The sequence below is a fragment of the Qingshengfaniella alkalisoli genome (genome assembly GCF_007855645.1).
Classification (GTDB): domain Bacteria; phylum Pseudomonadota; class Alphaproteobacteria; order Rhodobacterales; family Rhodobacteraceae; genus Qingshengfaniella; species Qingshengfaniella alkalisoli.
The window spans coordinates 1,650,415-1,667,589 of sequence record NZ_CP042261.1; the positions used below are offsets into that span (position 1 = coordinate 1,650,415).

18 protein-coding genes, 1 tRNA gene, 1 other RNA gene and 1 pseudogene are annotated in these 17,175 nt (G+C 58.3%); 7 read left to right on the forward strand and 14 right to left on the reverse strand.

Features of this window, described 5'->3' with window-relative positions:
• Positions 1-6: 6 nt before the first annotated feature.
• Positions 7-1,026 (reverse strand): AAA family ATPase, encoded by a 1,020-nt coding sequence (locus tag FPZ52_RS08285; protein WP_146364999.1) that lies wholly within the window; start codon positions 1,024-1,026, stop codon positions 7-9.
• 629 nt (positions 1,027-1,655) lie between these two features.
• The gene (locus tag FPZ52_RS08290; protein ID WP_240804328.1) at positions 1,656-2,234 is read right to left on the reverse strand and encodes an exopolysaccharide biosynthesis protein; all 579 of its coding nucleotides are present in this window, start codon (positions 2,232-2,234) and stop codon (positions 1,656-1,658) included.
• 271 nt (positions 2,235-2,505) lie between these two features.
• On the opposite strand from FPZ52_RS08290, the gene FPZ52_RS08295 reads away from it, so the two are divergent.
• Positions 2,506-2,934, forward strand: a complete 429-nt coding sequence (locus FPZ52_RS08295; RefSeq protein WP_146365001.1) for a PACE efflux transporter — start codon at positions 2,506-2,508, stop codon at positions 2,932-2,934.
• A 199-nt stretch (positions 2,935-3,133) separates the two neighbouring features.
• On the forward strand, positions 3,134-5,203 hold the full coding sequence (locus tag FPZ52_RS08300; protein ID WP_146365002.1) for a TonB-dependent siderophore receptor: 2,070 nt from the start codon (positions 3,134-3,136) through the stop codon (positions 5,201-5,203).
• Positions 5,204-5,617: 414 nt separating this feature from the next.
• Here the strand turns inward: FPZ52_RS08300 and FPZ52_RS08305 are convergent.
• Positions 5,618-5,691: transfer RNA gene (locus FPZ52_RS08305), tRNA-Cys, on the reverse strand.
• Between the two features lie 135 nt (positions 5,692-5,826).
• Here FPZ52_RS08305 and FPZ52_RS08310 point away from each other — a divergent pair.
• The 3 genes from FPZ52_RS08310 (at position 5,827) to FPZ52_RS08320 (ending at position 8,342) form a co-directional block, all read left to right on the forward strand.
• A complete protein-coding gene (locus FPZ52_RS08310; protein WP_146365003.1) occupies positions 5,827-6,480 on the forward strand; it encodes a protein-L-isoaspartate O-methyltransferase family protein in 654 nt (217 codons plus the stop codon).
• A 42-nt stretch (positions 6,481-6,522) separates the two neighbouring features.
• Positions 6,523-7,914, forward strand: coding sequence for a TolC family outer membrane protein (locus FPZ52_RS08315; protein WP_146365004.1), 1,392 nt, complete (start codon positions 6,523-6,525; stop codon positions 7,912-7,914).
• An 89-nt stretch (positions 7,915-8,003) separates the two neighbouring features.
• On the forward strand, positions 8,004-8,342 hold the full coding sequence (locus tag FPZ52_RS08320; protein WP_146365005.1) for a hypothetical protein: 339 nt from the start codon (positions 8,004-8,006) through the stop codon (positions 8,340-8,342).
• Positions 8,343-8,391: 49 nt separating this feature from the next.
• Here the strand turns inward: FPZ52_RS08320 and FPZ52_RS08325 are convergent, their stop codons facing one another.
• A complete protein-coding gene (locus FPZ52_RS08325; protein ID WP_146365708.1) occupies positions 8,392-8,706 on the reverse strand; it encodes a DUF6280 family protein in 315 nt (104 codons plus the stop codon).
• Positions 8,707-8,922: 216 nt separating this feature from the next.
• Here FPZ52_RS08325 and efp point away from each other — a divergent pair, with 216 nt between their 5' ends.
• Entirely contained in the window at positions 8,923-9,486 is a 564-nt protein-coding gene (gene efp / locus FPZ52_RS08330; RefSeq protein ID WP_146365006.1) for an elongation factor P, read from the forward strand.
• A 127-nt stretch (positions 9,487-9,613) separates the two neighbouring features.
• On the opposite strand, the gene rpmG is transcribed toward efp, so the two are convergent.
• The 6 genes from rpmG to gatC all read right to left on the reverse strand — a co-directional run bounded on the left by rpmG (position 9,614) and on the right by gatC (position 13,389).
• Positions 9,614-9,781 (reverse strand): 50S ribosomal protein L33, encoded by a 168-nt coding sequence (gene rpmG, locus FPZ52_RS08335; RefSeq protein WP_005630270.1) that lies wholly within the window; start codon positions 9,779-9,781, stop codon positions 9,614-9,616.
• Between the two features lie 120 nt (positions 9,782-9,901).
• Positions 9,902-10,295, reverse strand: an RNA gene (gene rnpB / locus FPZ52_RS08340) — RNase P RNA component class A.
• 12 nt (positions 10,296-10,307) lie between these two features.
• The gene (locus FPZ52_RS08345) at positions 10,308-11,003 is read right to left on the reverse strand and encodes an N-acetylmuramoyl-L-alanine amidase (RefSeq protein ID WP_240804329.1); all 696 of its coding nucleotides are present in this window, start codon (positions 11,001-11,003) and stop codon (positions 10,308-10,310) included.
• Positions 11,000-11,587, reverse strand: coding sequence for a hypothetical protein (locus tag FPZ52_RS08350; RefSeq protein WP_146365007.1), 588 nt, complete (start codon positions 11,585-11,587; stop codon positions 11,000-11,002). The genes FPZ52_RS08345 and FPZ52_RS08350 overlap by 4 nt, the downstream gene beginning before the upstream one ends.
• 27 nt (positions 11,588-11,614) lie before the next feature.
• Positions 11,615-13,102, reverse strand: coding sequence for an Asp-tRNA(Asn)/Glu-tRNA(Gln) amidotransferase subunit GatA (gatA, locus tag FPZ52_RS08355; RefSeq protein ID WP_146365008.1), 1,488 nt, complete (start codon positions 13,100-13,102; stop codon positions 11,615-11,617).
• The gene (gene gatC / locus FPZ52_RS08360; protein ID WP_146365009.1) at positions 13,102-13,389 is read right to left on the reverse strand and encodes an Asp-tRNA(Asn)/Glu-tRNA(Gln) amidotransferase subunit GatC; all 288 of its coding nucleotides are present in this window, start codon (positions 13,387-13,389) and stop codon (positions 13,102-13,104) included. The genes gatA and gatC overlap by 1 nt, the downstream gene beginning before the upstream one ends.
• A gap of 149 nt (positions 13,390-13,538) precedes the next feature.
• Here gatC and FPZ52_RS08365 point away from each other — a divergent pair, with 149 nt between their 5' ends.
• Positions 13,539-14,231 carry a metal-dependent hydrolase gene (locus FPZ52_RS08365; RefSeq protein WP_146365010.1) on the forward strand — a complete coding sequence of 231 codons (693 nt, stop codon included), beginning with the start codon at positions 13,539-13,541 and terminating at the stop codon, positions 14,229-14,231.
• 3 nt (positions 14,232-14,234) lie between these two features.
• Here the strand turns inward: FPZ52_RS08365 and FPZ52_RS08370 are convergent, their stop codons facing one another.
• From FPZ52_RS08370 to FPZ52_RS08380, 4 genes and pseudogenes are all read right to left on the reverse strand, one after another.
• Positions 14,235-15,338, reverse strand: a complete 1,104-nt coding sequence (locus tag FPZ52_RS08370) for a TRAP transporter large permease (RefSeq protein WP_240804330.1) — start codon at positions 15,336-15,338, stop codon at positions 14,235-14,237.
• Between the two features lie 64 nt (positions 15,339-15,402).
• Positions 15,403-15,597 (reverse strand): annotated as a pseudogene (locus tag FPZ52_RS19495) (hypothetical protein); the annotation flags it as partial.
• On the reverse strand, positions 15,545-16,030 hold the full coding sequence (locus tag FPZ52_RS08375; RefSeq protein ID WP_146365011.1) for a TRAP transporter small permease: 486 nt from the start codon (positions 16,028-16,030) through the stop codon (positions 15,545-15,547). The pseudogene FPZ52_RS19495 and the gene FPZ52_RS08375, both read right to left, overlap by 53 nt.
• Before the next feature lie 65 nt (positions 16,031-16,095).
• Positions 16,096-17,082: a DctP family TRAP transporter solute-binding subunit gene (locus FPZ52_RS08380; protein ID WP_146365012.1), complete on the reverse strand. Its 987-nt coding sequence runs from the start codon at positions 17,080-17,082 to the stop codon at positions 16,096-16,098.
• Between the last annotated feature and the right edge of the window lie 93 nt (positions 17,083-17,175).

Consider the following 17,175-nt stretch of genomic DNA (forward strand, 5'->3'; position numbering starts at 1 on the left):
CATCTCCTATGGCAGCGCCACCTGACGCAGGATTTCCGCAACGGCCGTGTCAGCCGATACACCTTCGCCCTGTGCCTCGTAGCTCAGCCCAAGCCTGTGCCGCATGACATCCGGCGCAATCGCACGGATGTCTTCCGGATCGACATAGTCCCGGCCAGCAAGCCACGCATGCGTTCGACCACAGCGATCAAGCGCCAGCGATGCGCGCGGGCTGGCACCGACCTCGATCCAACGTTGCAGATCATTCCCAAATGATTCCGGCACGCGCGTCGCATTGACCAAGTCGGCCATATAGCGCTCCATCGCGTCCGACACATGAATCGCCCCAATTTCATGGCGCGCTGCAAAAATAGCATCTTGCGAGACAGTTGTGGGCTTTGATGCAGATCCGGCTTCCGCGGGCGGTGCATTTGCCGCAATCTCTTCGCCACGGACCAAACGGATCACCTCCACCTCGTCCTCGACCGGCGGATAGGCAATGCTAACATGCATCAGAAAACGGTCCATCTGCGCCTCGGGCAGCGGATAAGTTCCTTCCTGTTCGATGGGATTCTGGGTGGCCATGACCATGAAGAGCGGGGGCATCTTGTGGGTTTTGCCTGCCACCGTGACCTGACGTTCTTCCATCGCTTCCAACAGCGCAGCCTGTACCTTGGCAGGGGCGCGGTTGATTTCATCGGCTAGAACGATGTTGGCAAAGATGGGCCCCGGCTCGAACCGGAACTCCGATCCGCTGTCGGTCTGGTAGTAGACCTCTGTTCCGGTCACGTCGGAGGGCAGCAGGTCGGGCGTAAACTGAATTCGACTGAAATCACATTGCAGGTTTTTCGCCAATGCCTTGATCGCCCGCGTCTTCGCAAGGCCCGGCAGACCTTCAACCAGTAGGTTCCCATTCGCCAGAAGGCCGATGAGCAACCGTTCGATCACGTCCCGTTGCCCGATGATCGCCTGCCCCATCCGTTCGCGAAGAATGTCTACCTGATCCTGGGGCGTAAAACTCTTAGGGTTCAATGCATTGTTCGTCATCTAGTTTCCACCCGTGCGACGTCATCCTGTCAGGCTCCACGATGACCATTTTACCTATAGAAGCCTGAAACCATTACGAAGGGTAAGCGACAAAGCAACTGCAGGCAATGATGCTCTAAAACGAGGACTCTTTACGTTCGGAGCCAGTATACTGGCCATTTACAATGGGCATTTACAATGGGAATGACTGTCGAAGTCCGAAAGTCACCTAGCTTCGGGCAGTAGGCGATCTACCCAAACTATCTTTGCAGGCAAATCTTGTGCGCCTTCAGGAAGCTCCATACCCGCGCCCAAGATAATTTTTTGCGGATTTATGCCCGCAGCAACCGCAAGGCCGCCTGCCCAATGACAGCGCCACATCGTCAGGGGGGCGTCCGGGTGGTTGATTTCCTGCTATGCGCTGTGGCCAAAGCTGGTTTGCATAACTGTGCGTTGTTCTGCGGTGCGGCGAATGGCAGATAAGGGACAACGGCGCAGCGATGCGCCACATCGTTTCCTAAGGCTCTCCTCCTCCCTGAGCCTTGGAAATACGCGGCGGCCCCTTCCTCCTCCCTGGGGTCGCCGCCTTTATTTTCCAGGCAGCTGAACCCTTCGAGAAACGCTCCCTTTCGGGTGCGCGTTCTGTCCGGCTACCGGATCAACCCTTCGGCACCGCTGGCAAAAGACAGGATCAGGATCAGCGTCAGCAGCACCGCGATGGTGCCCGATACCAGGCCGAGGATGACGACCAGCCCGTCGCGCTCGATCAGCCCGACGCCCACGATGAACAGCGAAATCGCCGGGAACCAGCCGCTCAGCGGCACGGGCAGGAACAGCGCGACGCTGATGATGAACAGCATGATGCCGAGGGGTTGTTCCAGCCTGGCCGAGAACATGCGACCGTAACGGGGCGACAGGATGCGTTCCAGCCGGCGGGTGATGGGACGCAGGCGCAGCAGCGTGCGGCGCAGGGTGTCATGCTTGATCCGGATCCGCGCCAAACGGCCGGGCAGGCGCACATAGTGAAATCCCAGCGCCATCTGGATGGTGGCCAGCAGCGCGGGCAGCCCGGTGATCAGCGAAGACCCGGGCGGCAGGGGCAGCAGCGTCAGCAGCGAGAACAGAACGATCGCCCAGCCGAAGGACCGCTCCCCCAATGCCGCAAGCAGATTGCCCACGGTCAGGGTGCCGGTCCCGTTCAGGTCCGCGGCAATACGGATGATCGGCATCGAAAGCGAAGGCCGCCTTCCGGGGGGCTGCCGATCTGTCATTGAAAACTCCGTTTTGAGCATCGCATATCACGCCTGACGGGGCGCATTTCAATGCGTCCTGGCCGAAAGATGCCGCTTTTGCCGGTTTATACGCATCTTGTCGAGGCGTCGAGGCGGCCCAAACACCTTGAACCCCGCACCCAAACGACTACCTTGCCTGAAAGAGAGGACGACCTCCCCCGATGCGGGATCGATGTTCGGGACGACCCGAGAGACATTGGGGATTGCCATGCGCAAGACAAAAGACCGGATCCGTCACGCCATTTCTTTCGAGATCATCGGATTGCTGATCGTCACGCCGATGGGGGCCTGGATCTTCGGGACCCCCATGCACGAGATAGGCGTGGTCGCCGTGGTCAGCGCGACGATCGCGACGGCATGGAACTACATCTACAATCTGGGCTTCGACCACGCGATGTTGCGGCTGCGCGGAGATGTGCGCAAGACACCCGCCATCCGGGTCGGCCACGCGCTGGTCTTCGAGATCGGCCTGCTTCTGGTGCTGCTGCCCTTCATCGCCTGGTATCTGCAGATCCCGCTGATCGAAGCGCTTCTGATGGATGCGTCCTTCGCGTTCTTCTACCTGATCTACGCCTTCGTCTTTAACTGGGCCTATGACGTGCTGTTCCCGATCCCACAGGCAGGCGCGGCCAACTGATCGCAAGGGGCGGGCCGCAGACCCGCCCGTCCGACATCACACCACCCGATGCGCACCAACAAGCGCCCGCATGCGCCCCGGCGCAACAAGCTCGATCCAGTAACCGTCAGGGTCGAGGGCACGCATTTCCTGACAATTTTCGTTTGCCATTTAGAATTTGACGTGGGAGATGGTGGAAAAGCAGAGGGATTTTATCAGGATGACATTGGCGAGAGTTGCAATCGCGGTCGCCGTCGGGTCGGGAACGGCGGTTCATGCACAGAACACGGACGTTATCGTGCTGAACCCGATCGTAATCGAATCTGAAAGCGACGCGACCCTGCTGCAAGACGGATATGTTGCCGAATCTGGTCGGCAGGCGACAAAGGTCGATTCGCAAATCGCAACTATTCCTCAGTCGATCGGCGTCGTCACCCAGGACCAGGTCGAGGATCAGGAGCCCCGTACACTTCTGGAGACACTGGGGTATTCATCGGGTGTTTCAGTTGGCAACTTCGCTTTTGACAGCCGCTATGACGCATTCTACCTACGGGGTTTCCCAGCTTATTATACGGGCCTGTTCCGCGATGGACTACGGCAAGTCAATGGCCCGTCAGCATGGTATCGCAACGATCCGTACACATTCGAGGCCGTGTCCATACTTAAAGGCCCAGCATCATCACTTTACGGGGTTAGCGGTCCGGGGGGGCTGGTCAACACCGTTTCAAAAAGACCAAAAGAAGAGACATTTCGCGAAGTAGTCCTCACGGGCGGGACGGAAAATCGCGCCGAAGCTGCGTTTGATTTTACTGGCCCGGCGACTGAAAATGGGCGGCTGAAGTATCGGCTGACCGGTGTGTTGCGGGATGCGGATACTCCCCTGGACGGATATTCCGACGATCTGGCATTGCTCGCACCTGCCTTGACGTACGAATTAACCGACCGCACCCGCGTCACATTGTTGGGCGAATACGCTCAATCGACGGTCGGTGGAACTGCCTCGTATTATAACCCGAGCTATGGCGAGGCGTCCGACCTGTACCAGGGCGACCCGGACTATAACGATTTCGACCAGACCCAATACCGCATCGGATACGAAGTAGAACACGATCTGTCCGAGGACATCACACTGCGCCAAAACCTGCGCTATTCCTATGTCGATGCGGACCTAGAATACAGCGGCTACTACCCGGCTGGCACTGATCTCGCACGCTACTGGGGCCACTATACCGAAGACATGGAAGTCTTCACCGTGGACACCCTGGCAGAGTACAGGTTTTCAACAGGTTCTATCGATCACACGCTGATCACGGGGATCGATTACACCGCATCGGATTATGACGCTGCATCGGCGGTCGGCTATGTCTCTGCCCAGGAAACCGCCGCGTTGGATCCACCCTACTCTGGCGGCCAAGAGATGGAACAGATCGGCGTATATGCCCATGACCAGATGCAAGCCGGGTCGTGGACCCTGTTCCTCAGCGGTCGCTACGATTGGGTTGATACGACATCTATTGCCGCCGACCGGACGGAGACCAACACGGATGACGAGGCGTTTTCAGGTCGCATCGGCGTGTCCTACGCGATGCTGAACGGCTTGACGCCATTCGCAAACCTATCGAGTTCATTCTCGCCGAACGTGGGTGCGGTCTATGACGACGTGACTTCCGATCTCAGCCGTCCCGCCGATCCCACCATCGGTCTGCAGAAGGAAATCGGGATCAAGTATCAACTGCCTGGCACAGAAAGTCTGATCACCGCCTCCATCTTCGACATCGAGCAGCGGGACGGGGTGGTGTTCGACACCTCGACGGGCATCAACAAGCAACGCCAGTTCGATTTGCGCTCGCGTGGCTTCGAACTAGAGGGCACTGCAAACTTCAGCGACAGCATCAGGATGACGGCTGCGTATAGCTATCTCGACATAGAAATCGAGAAGGGGGCCACGGACACCAAGGGCAATCAATTGTCCGCCACGCCTCATCATACAGGATCTATCTGGGCGTTCTACGAACCGCAACGTGGGCCGCTGGCCGGGTTCGGCTTCGGCGGTGGTTTACGATATATCGGCGAAAGCTGGGGCGACGACGAAAATACGTTCAAGAACGACGATTTCGTATTTGCCGATCTAGCCCTCTCCTATGACTTTCGAAGCCCGGACCTTGAAGGGTTACACCTGCAAGTGAACGTCAAGAACGTCTTCGACGAAACGGGCCAGACCTGTAGCGCGGGTTACTGCTACCGCTACGAAGGACGGACAGCGACTGCGAGCTTGCGATACCGGTTTTAAGGAGATTGGAAAATGCTCCGCAGCACGCCGCATGGAATTCTATGGTGCTTCGGGTTGAATGAAGGCGGGGTCTGCGTGTTTTCGGAGGTCGCAGCGATACCGAAGTGGTTGGATAGCAGCCAACTCTTCACAAGACTATCTCCGCTTCCGGGATAAATCTGAAAACGTTCTGATTGAAATCCTGCTCCGCTTTCAAGACATGCGCCCGGGATTTGACGACGACATATCCGTCTTTCCGGTCACTGTACAATCTATAGAGGTTACAGGCGAAACCGGAAGGGAATAGGAAGCTGACATAAGCACAGAACTAGTGCCACGGGAAAGATCTACAGACGAGAACACTGCAGAACCAGCAGGTAGGCTGGTATACTGGGGGGTAAGAAAAACCCACCGAAAAGTGGTTCATGGATGATTTGGAGGCGAGTACCGGAATCGAACCGGTGTACACGGATTTGCAATCCGCTGCGTCACCACTCCGCCAACTCGCCTCGAATGGTGCATGGCGGTCTCTAGCTTATGCGGTGCAGACACGCAAGATGCTTTCCTAACGGCTCGTGTATTGCCCAATCGGGCCAGTTGTGCCATTGCTCTGTCAACGAAACTAGACGAATGAGTTTAGTCCTATGCCCGACTTTGCCAGCCGCCGCGTAACCATGGTCGATACGCAGGTCCGTCCGTCCGATGTCACACAGTTTCCGATCATCGAAGCGATGCTGAATATCCCCCGCGAGGTCTATGTTCCTGCCGAAAAACAAGAAACGGCCTATCTCGGAGAGAATATGCCGCTCGGGAATGGTCGGTACCTGTTGGAACCGCGCACTTTCTCGAAGATGCTCAACGGGCTGAACCTGCGCGGGGATGAGCTTGTGTTGGATCTCGGATGCGGGCTGGGTTATTCAACCGCCGTCATAGCGCATATCGTCGAAGCGGTGGTCGCGCTCGAGGTGGACGCGCAACTCGCAAACGAAGCCGAAACAACGCTCGGAGAGCAAGGCGTCGACAACGCGGCGGTTATCAACGCCCCGCTCTTTGAAGGCGCCCCAAAACACGGCCCATATGATGCGATCATGGTTGAAGGAGCTATTGAACGATTCCCGGACGCGCTATCTGACCAACTCAAGGAAGGCGGCCGCGTTGCAGCTGTGTTCGCCGAAAACGAGTTGGGCGTCGTTCGGATCGGCCACAAGATCGATGGACAGATCACATGGCGATACGAGTTCAATGCCAGCGCGCCAGTGCTCGACGGCTTCGGAAAAGAAACAGAATTTGCGCTGTAGATAAGGTATAGTAACGCCAGCGCAGGCAGGAGCAGTGAGACGATGACGAGACGACCTTCCCTGACGAAGACCCGAATTCTGGCAACCGCGCTGGTTGCCATCACAGCGACGCAGGCAATCTCGGAGACCCTGACCGACGCGTTGGTATCGGCGTATAACAACAGTCACCTTTTGGAACAGAACCGTGCCGTGCTGCGCGCAGCGGATGAAGATGTCGCGCAAGCTGTCGCGGTTTTGCGTCCCACGCTCGATTACGGCGTTTCACGTCAATTTCAGCAAGATTTCGATAACGACAATACAGTCGCGTACAATACGCTGGAGCTAACCTCGGATCTGACGATCTACGAGTTTGGACGTAACCGGGTTGCAATCGAAGCCGCCAAGGAATCAGTCCTGTCGGCGCGCGAGTCGCTGATCGCACAGGAGCAATCGGTTTTTCTGGACGCAGTTGCAGCCTATATGTCCGTGCGTCGGGCGCTTGAATTCGTCAATCTTGGCCAAAGCAACGTTCGCGTCCTTCAGGAAGAAGTACGTGCCGCACAAGACCGTTTCGAAGTCGGTGAGGTTACGCGTACCGATGTTGCACAGGCGCAGTCGCGCTTGGCGCTCGCCGAAGCCAATCTGAGTTCGGCGGAAGGCGATTTGGAAGTCGCTCGCGAAAACTATCGTCTCGCTGTTGGACGCTACCCCGGCGACCTTGCCCCCCCGCCAGCCCTGCCCCGCGTGCCGGCAACGGAAGCCGAAGCCCGCACCGTCGCGTTGCGTACGCATCCCAGAATTCTTGAAGCGCAACACCTCGTCACGGTGGCGGAGTTGAATATGTCTCGCGCCGAAGCAGCCGTCATGCCATCGCTGTCTGCCAGCGCATCGGTCGGCTATTCGGACCAGCAGTCCAGCGATGGAAACCTGGAACCCAGCGCCCGTGCCGGTATCAGTTTCGGCGGACCGATCTATCGCGGTGGCGCGCTGAATTCCGTCTTCCGCCAAGCCCGCGCGCAGCGTGACCAGAACCGCGCCAACCTGCTTCAAACATCGTCCAGTATTGCAGAACGTTTGGGGGTTGCTTGGGCCAATGCCGAGGTCGCCCGCGCAACGCTGGAAGCTACGGGCCGTCAGATCGAAGCCGCACAGATCGCCTTTGACGGTACCCGGGAAGAAGCCACGCTGGGCTCACGCACCACGCTGGACGTGCTGAATGCCGAACAGGAATTGCTGAACGCTCGTGCCGACCGCATCGACGCAACCGCACAGGAATACATCGCCTACTACTCTCTGCTCGCCGCAATGGGGCAGTTGACGGTCGATTATCTTAACCTGCCGGTTACGGCCTATGATCCGTCTGCTTATTACAATTCCGTGCGCAACGCTCCGGCAATTGGCAGCGAACAAGGCATCCGCCTTGATCGTGTCCTGCAAAGCATCGGCAAGTACTGATCCAATTGATTAACCCGCCCCGCAGAATGATTGCTTCGTTCTGCGGGTGCTGCTAGCCTGACTACACAACCAGTGATTGTGTGCTGCGCATGGCCCCATCCGATAAAGTCGAAACTCTGCTAGAAGAAGTCCGGCGTCTTGTTATCGCCGGCAAAGATACCGAGCCCCTGGTTCTGAACGTCAGCCAACGCGCGGACATCAGCGCAGAGGACGGCCTATCGCTGCCGGACGGGGAGACCCCGCTGATGCAGTTCTCACGCATCACGCTCGACGACATTGAACAGCAGGCACCAATTCCACCTGTGCCTGAAACAGCAGAAGAACTGGATTTGTCCGCGCTGAACGACACTCAACTGCGCGAACTGGTGCGGCACATCCTTCACGAGGAGCTGCAACGGCTCGGCATCACCACTCATCGTAACAAATGAAAAACGCGCCTCAAGGGGCGCGCTTTTTCGATACAGAAGGATCGCTGCGTTATGCAGCTTCAGCCTGTTGGCTACGACGTTCACTTTCCTCCCGAGACAGAGCAACAGACGTGCGCACACCCTTGCTGACGAATTCCATCAGACCAGACACAACACGTTCATTCGGGTCGATCCCGGCACAGCTCAGCACCTCGCGACCGTCGCGAGATCGCGCCCAACGCGCGATTTGCTCCGGGCCGTTGCCATATTTTTTATCATCGGCGATGGCGTCATCAAGTGCAGCCAGCACCACAGCAGCGAACAATTTCCGAGCACGATTGCCTTGTTCATGATTAAAGGCAGTGCCGTCGACAAATTCAGCCATCATCCAGTCCTTTTCTTATTGCTCTTGTAACTTCGGGAGTAACGCGCAATACGACATTATCAGCATGATTCGATATACGGCTAAAGACATACCACATATGCGCCCACTGCATGCCTGCATTTGCAGGGTGCGTCGATATGCTCATCTCTTGCCAGTATCCAATGGCCCCGATATAGGTGCGCCAGTTCTTGGATCAAGCATCGGGCTACTACAGAAATGCCTAAAATCAACGGTAACGAAATTCGTCCGGGCAATGTCCTGGAACATAATGGCGGTCTTTGGGCCGCCGTCAAAGTCGATCACGTCAAGCCCGGCAAGGGTGGCGCCTTTGCGCAAGTCGAACTGCGCAACCTGCGTAACGGGTCGAAGCTGAACGAACGTTTCCGGTCTGCCGACAAGGTGGAACGTGTGCGTCTCGAACAGAAAGACCAGCAATTCCTGTTCGAAAATGACGGCATGCTCGTCTTCATGGACACAGAGACCTACGACCAGATCGAACTGCCCGCCGAACTTTTGGGCGAACGCCGTCCGTTTCTGCAAGATGGTATGACCATTGTCGTGGAATTCTACGAATCCGAAGCGCTGAACGCCACCCTGCCGCAGAAGGTAACGTGCAAGGTTGTGGAGACGGAGCCAGTTGTGAAGGGGCAAACCGCCGCGAACAGCTTCAAGCCCGCCGTTCTGGACAATGGCGTCAAGGTCATGGTGCCGCCCTTCGTTGGCCAGGACGAAGACATCATCGTGAACACCGAAACGATGGAATACGCCGAACGCGCCTGATCAAGGTCTATGCGGCGGCTCGACAAGACTCCGCCGCATCACGCAACTTCGCACAGATACTCGGACACAAAAAAAACGCGCCAGAAGTTCTGGCGCGTTTTTCTATGCGGAAGATCCCGCGGCAAGATTACTTGATCTTGCCTTCCTTGTACTCGACATGCTTGCGAGCAACAGGGTCGTATTTGCGAACCGTCATCTTCTCGGTCATGGTACGGGCGTTCTTCTTTGTCACGTAGAAGTGACCCGTGCCCGCGGTCGAGTTCAGGCGGATCTTGATTGTGGTCGGCTTCGCCATTTTCAGACTCCTCAACCGGGCGGACATCCACCCGTGAAATGCTTGAAGCCCGCCTTTTAGCCATCCCGGCGTCCGAGTCAACCGGTAACGCAGGGTTTTCGCAGTCGGGCCGTGTTGGATATGTGCGGATAGCCTGTAAGCCGGATTCTGTCCCGACACAAGGTCGTGGATGATCATTCATCTGGGCCCGCCGTTGCCGACGCGCTCTAGCTGCCAACCCGGACCTCTGGGCTGAAGCCGCCCTGCGGATCACCGCACGAGGTCCCTATTTGGCATTGCTCCCGGTGGGGCTTGCCGTGCCGGTCCTGTTGCCAGTCCCGCGGTGGGCTCTTACCCCACCGTTTCACCCTTGCCTTCGGAGGTATCGGTAAAGACCAACCTATCCGTCTGGCGGTTTGTTCTCTGTGGCGCTTTCCCTCGGGTTTCCCCGGCCGGGCGTTACCCGGCACCGTTGCTTCATGGAGTCCGGACTTTCCTCGACAGGTCGCCCTGCCGCGATCATCCGGCTATCCGCACGCAGGCGGACTTAGGCTTCGTTTGCGTCGCGGTCAACGGGATAACGTGCAGCAAGATCGGCCATGGCGGCAACGTCTGCCGTCTTGAGCGGCCCGTCGGCCCAGGGTTGGAACCGCTGGCGGAACGCATCTAAAACCAGCGAGGGCTCTTCATCCGGGTAACCGAAACGGATTGCATCAGCCCGAAACCGTGCTGGGCCTGCCTCACCGGCGGCCGCATCCAGCCCTGGCCAGACACTCAGCCCCTGATGCGCGAGTCGCTTCCAGTCGAACCGGCGCCCCGGATCACACTTTCGCACAGGAGCGCAATCCGAATGGGCGATAACGCTCTCGGGTTTGATGTTCCAGCGCTGCATGATACCAGGCATCAGAGCTTCCAGAGAACGCATCAGCGGCTCAGTGAAGGGGCTCCTGCCATCATTGTCCAACTCTATACCTATGGAGCGGGAATTCACATCCGGCGCGCCCGCCCAATGGCTATGACCAGCGTGCCAGGCGCGGCGCTCTTCCGACACCAGCTGCCAGGTCCGACCGCAACGACCGATCAGGTAATGGCTTGAAACCTCATAGTCGGGGTCACACAGCCGCCGCAACGCGGCCTCCGCGCTGCGCATGGCTGTGTAGTGCAGAACGATCAAGGTGGGTGTCGTTCCGCCCCGCCGTTCGCCGTGATTGGGCGATTCGTGCCAGATCGGGTTTGGGATCACCGCTCCGGCACGGGCAGGCAGGCACGACCGTCACCGTCGGGGTCCAGCCCTTGAGGGTCGGCTTGCGGCCCACCCGCGGCCTCGAACGCGGCTTGCGCCTGCGCTGTCGATGCGTAACGCTCACAGGCCATCGAGGTGCGCGCCTCGGACACGAAGTCGCGCTGGTAACCCCCCGTGGCGGGGCCTGCTTCCGATGTGTCCCCTGAAGGAACTGGCGTTGGATCAAGAGCCGGCTCGGGCGTGACGTCGTTTTCGGGCACGACCATGGGTTCCGGGACGACGGATGGTTCGGGCGCATCGGTTGTCGGCAAGGACGTCGTGGTGACTTCGTTCTCGAAACCTAGATCGTCGCCGCTTTCCACACCGGCCGGAACGTCGTCCTCGTAGGAGGATACCACCGACGAATCGAGCGCGCTGAGCGGTGCACCGGTATCTGCGGGTGTGTCGGCGATCGGCTGCTGCAGTTCCTGATTGCGGGCGTTCTGCGCGTTGGGCGACATGGAATCCATGGGCGCGCCGGAATTCGGGATCGGCTCACAGGCAGCCAGCGCCAGCCCGGCAAGTGCGATCAGTTTCAATCTCATGTCAGTCCCTCCAAATACCCGGTCAGCTTACCACCAACGGGACGGTTTTGCGCTGAAACCTGCGGCTCTTTCCAGAACTTCAGCCTGAGCCAACAGGTCTGCCTCTTTCCATGGTTGACCGATCAATTGCAGGCCAAGCGGAAGACCCTGCTTGTCCAGACCTGCCGGAACAGAGATGCCGGGCAAGCCCGCCAGGTTCACGGTCACGGTGAACACGTCATTGAGATACATCTTGACCGGATCGGCATCATTCATTTCGCCCAGACCGAAGGCAGCGGATGGCGTTGCGGGCGTCAGGATTGCGTCTACGCCGTCATCAAAAACCTGCTCGAAATCACGTTTGATGAGGGTGCGGACCTTGCGGGCGCGGTTATAATAGGCGTCGTAGAACCCAGCTGAAAGAACATAGGTACCGACCATCACGCGGCGCTTGACCTCATCACCAAAACCTTCGGCGCGGGTCTTTTCGTACATCTCGTTCACGCCGTCGCCCTGCGAAAGCTTGGCACGATGCCCGAAACGCACACCGTCATAGCGAGCCAGATTGGATGATGCCTCGGCAGGTGCAATGACGTAATAGGCTGGCAGCGCATATTTCGTGTGGGGAAGTGAGATATCAACGATCTCCGCCCCTGCATCGCGCAGCATATCCGCGCCCTGCTTCCAAAGCGCCTCGATCTCACCGGGCATGCCGTCCATGTGGTATTCACGCGGGATGCCGATCTTCTTGCCGCGGATATCGCCGGTCAGTGCCGCCTCGAAATCCGGCACCGTCAGATCCGCACTGGTCGAATCCTTCATGTCATGGCCAGCGATTGCCTTCAGCATGATGGCCGCATCGCGCACCGTCTTGGTCATCGGACCCGCCTGGTCGAGCGAACTGGCAAATGCCACCGTACCCCAGCGCGAACACCGGCCATAGGTCGGCTTCAACCCGACAATCCCAGTGAAAGCCGCTGGCTGGCGAATCGATCCGCCTGTGTCCGTACCTGTCGCGGCCAGGCACAGATCAGCAGAAACAGCCGATGCAGAACCGCCAGACGAGCCGCCCGGTGTCAGTTGGGTGTTGTCATTATCACGACGCCAGGGATTGACCGCATTGCCATAGGTCGACGTCTCGTTCGACGAGCCCATGGCAAATTCATCCATGTTCAGCTTGCCGAGCATGACCGCGCCTTCGTCCCACAGCTTCTGCGTGACGGTCGATTCATATTCCGGCTTGAAGCCTTCCAGGATGCGTGACGCCGCCTGCGACGGCACGCCCTTGGTGCAGAACAGATCCTTGATGCCCAGCGGGATGCCGCACATGTCAGGCGTATCGCCGGACTTGATGCGGGCATCGGCAGCCTTGGCCTGTTCACGCGCCAGATCGGGTGTGTTGTGCACGAAAGCGTTCAGCGCACCGGATGCCTCCACTTCGGACAGGCACGCATCCGTCAGTTCGACAGATGTGATTTCACCGGCGCGTAGCTTTTCGCGGGCCTCGGCAATCGTCAGCTTGGACAGTTCAGTCATTATTCAACCACCTTCGGGACAGCGAAGAAGCCTTCACGGGCGTCGGGAGCGTTGGACAGGATCTTTTCCTGCTGGCTGCCATCGGTCACTACGTCCTCGCGCCGTTTCAGCCGCATGGGCGTGACACTGGTCATGGGCTCCACGCCTTCGACATCGACTTCATTCAATTGCTCGATGAAACCGAGGATGGTGTTGAACTCCTGCGCCAGTTCCGGCAGCGCATCCTCTTCGACCTGAATGCGGGCCAGCGAGGCCACGCGCGCGGCGGTTTCAACGTCGATCGACATAAGCTGTCTCCGTTACAAATATCGCGACCTGCTTTAGCGTCCCGCAAAGAACGCTGCAACCGCATCGGGGCAGCATGTAAAGAAATCCACTGCGTGACGGGTGGGCCACTGATACCGTATGCCCGAATCCAATACGCATGGAGCATCCGATGAACATTATCTGGCTCGGCCATTCCGGCTTTCGCATCGAAATCGAGGATCAAGTTCTGCTGGTGGACCCGTGGCTCGTCGGAAACCCCGCCTTTCCCGAAGACCGCAGGGACGAAGCAATCAACCGCGCGACCGCGATCCTGCTGTCACACGGGCATGGGGATCATGCTTCAACCGCAATCCCCATCGCGAAGGAATTGAACATTCCCATTGCCTGCATCCATGAACTGGCCGACGGGTTCGTCACCGCCAACGGCGCAGGGGCCATCGGGTTCGGCAAAGGCGGAACGATCTCACTTGGCAAAGTAAAGGTAACGATGGTGAACGCGGTGCATTCGTCGAGCATCGACTTTGAAGGTAAGATCTCTCCGGCCGGGTCGGAAGCAGGCTTCATGATCGCTGGCGAAGGCAAGACCATCTATTTCTCGGGCGACACCGACATCACGATGGACATGCAGCTATTCGAAGAATTGCATCATCCTGACATCGGCATTCTTTGTTGCGGCGGCCATTTCACGATGGACATGCACCGCGCGGGATATGCTGCCAAACGGTTCTTCCACTTCGACACCGTCATCCCCTGCCATTACAAGACATTCCCGCTGCTGGAACAATCAGCAGAGAAGCTCAGGGAAGCCATTCCCGAGGTGAATGTCATTGAACCAGAGGTCTTGAAGCCGATCGCGCTTTGACCCTTAGCCGAAAAGCCTACCCAAAATTTGAGTAATCCCTGGGAACGCAGCCACGATCATCAGGCCGACAAGGCTGGTCAACAGGAACGGCAGCGCCCCTTTTGCCACGCGTTCCAACGGCTCCCTGGTGATGTTGGCGGCGACATAAAGATTGATGCCCACAGGTGGGGTGAACAGCCCCACCGCGAGGTTGATCATTACCAGCACTCCAAACCAAACCGGATCCCAGCCGAGTTCACGCACCACAGGCAGGAAAATCGGCAATGCGATGAACATGATGGTGATCGCGTCCATAAACATACCCGCCAGCAGGATGATCACCATGATCACCAGCAAGATTACGGCCGAATTGTCGCTGAGCCCAAGCAGCGCCGATGAATACTGCCCGATCAGATCGTCCACCGTGACAACCCAACCAAACAAGCTGGCATAGGCGACGACCAGCATGACGACCGAAGACGAGGCCGCCGCATCAGAGACCGCCGCGAAAAGCCCCTGCCAGCTTAGCGTCCGGTAGATCAGCCCCCCCACGACGAGCGCATAGACCGTTGCGACGATGGCCGCCTCGGTCGGCGTGAAGACGCCCGAATAGATCCCACCGAGAATAACAACGGGAGTAAGCAACCCCCAGAAGGACTCAGCAAAACTACGACGAAGACGGGCGCCATACGGCAGGTCTGCGTAGGGCATCGGCGCGATGCGCTCCAGGCCCGCCTGCGTCACCGGCCCGCTCTTTCCGAACGGCAAGGCACATAGCATCAATAGCCCCAGCACGATCCCCGGCACGATCGCGGCCATGAACAGCGCGGCAATGGATGTCTCGGCGATGACCCCATAGATCACCAGGCCGATAGACGGTGGAATAACAATTGACAGGGCAGCACCCGTGCAGACCAGTCCTGCTGCGAAGGCACGCGAATAACCGTCTTCTTCCATCGACTTGATGACCATCGGCCCGATCGCGGCGACCGACGCAGGACCCGAGCCGCTGACCGCCCCCCAGAACAGGCATACGACGGTGCCTACAAGTCCCATGCCACCGGGCAAACGGCCGACAAGAACACGGAAGAAGCGGATCATTCGCTCCGCAATCCCTGTGCCCCCCATCAGAGTTCCCCGCCAGGATGAAGAACGGGATCGCGAGCAGAGAGAACTTGGAAATGCCCGCCGTGACCAGATCACCCACCAGATCCAGTCCAAATCCGAGTTGCCACATCGCATACAACGCTGACAACCCGAGCGAGAACGCGACAGGCACGCGCAGCGCGAGCAAGATAAAAAACAGCACAACCATCTGTGTACCGGCGCCGAGATCAAACATCAGGCGTAACCTCCTCGGCGGAATCCCGCAGATGTCGCGCAGCATATTGGACGTAGCGAAACAGGATCAACGCAAAGCCAAACGGCACGGCGATGGAATAGTACCAAACCGGGATCTGCAACGCGTAAGACGTGATCCCGCTCGAGACCTGATTGGCGATCAGAACCCAAGTAAACCACGCAGAAAGCGCCAACAACACAACGGACAAGGCGGATGCAAGCACGAAAACGGCACGGGCCGCCGGGCGTGGCAGGCTGTCGGCTATCAACGTCACCGCGAGATGCTCCCCGCGTTCCGCCGCGACGGCGGCCCCGAAAATTGTCAGAAGAAGAAAGCCGTTGGTCAGCAGTTCCTCTGACGCGGCGAAGGAAAATTCAGTCGCATATCGCACGACGATATTCACGAAGCCGAGCGCCGTCATCGAAAGAAACAGGATGACACACACGACCTTCTCGAAATTTTTGAACAGAAAGGCCACTCGAATGCTTTCCAATATGACAAGGGGCGGGATTGCCCGCCCCTATCGCAAAACGCGCGCATAGGTCAATTCGTCGCGGTCGCCTCGGCCTGGAACAGCTCGACGATATCGGCTCCCACTTGCGCCGCCCATTTGTCAAAGGCGGGTTGGGTCGCGTCGCGGAAGGCGGCGAGTTCTTCGGCGGACGGCTCGTAGACTTCCATGCCCTGCTCTTTCAGATATGCGATGCCAGAGGCCGTTCCGTCGCGGCTGATCTGCTTTTGATATTCCATCGCCTCTTCGGCCGCTGCAGTCACCTTAGCTTGCGTGTCTTCGTCCCACGACTCCCACAGCTCTTCGCTAACCCCCAGGAAAATCGGGTCATAGGAATAGTGCCAGGTCGTGATGTATTTCTGGACCTCGTAAACACGCTGCGGGATGATGACCGCACCGATCGGGTTCTCCTGCCCGTCAACGACACCCTGCTGAAGCGCGGGAAATGTTTCAGACCACTGCATCTGTTGCGGGTTGGCGCCCAGTTCATTCATCACGTCGATATACATCGGTCCGGCGACACGCATCTTGAGGCCCTTCATATCCTCCGGCGATGTGATCGGGCGGACATTGTTGGTCACTTCGCGGAAACCGTTTTCGCCCCAGGCCAGCACCTTGATGCCGTGCCCGGCCATGATCTCTTCCATCCGGTCGCCGGCAGCGCCCGCCGTCGTCGCATCGACCGCATCATAATCAGCATACAGGTAAGGCAGCGAAAAAACCGCCATCTCGGGCGCAAGCGGCGTCACGTTGATTGCCGAGGTCAACACCATGTCAATTGCGCCGCGGCCCGTCATCTCCGCCTGCTTCATCTGGTCCCCGCCGGATAACTGGGCGTTCGGGAAGATACGGACGTCGTCGCCGGTTGCCTCTTGCAACAATTCGTTGAACTTTTCCGCACCCTTATGCCATGTCGTCGTATCGCCGGTGTTGTGTGACAGGCGGTAGGTATCCGCTTGAGCCGTCGCCGCTGCGATCGTGGCAACTGTTGCTGTCGCAAACAGAGTCATCTTGTTCATTCCAGTTCCTCCTCCAAGTTTAGCCTCGTCGTGTGTTCACGATGTGGACCATGCCGAAGCTTTTCTTCGCAAACGCAACCATTATCCCATCCG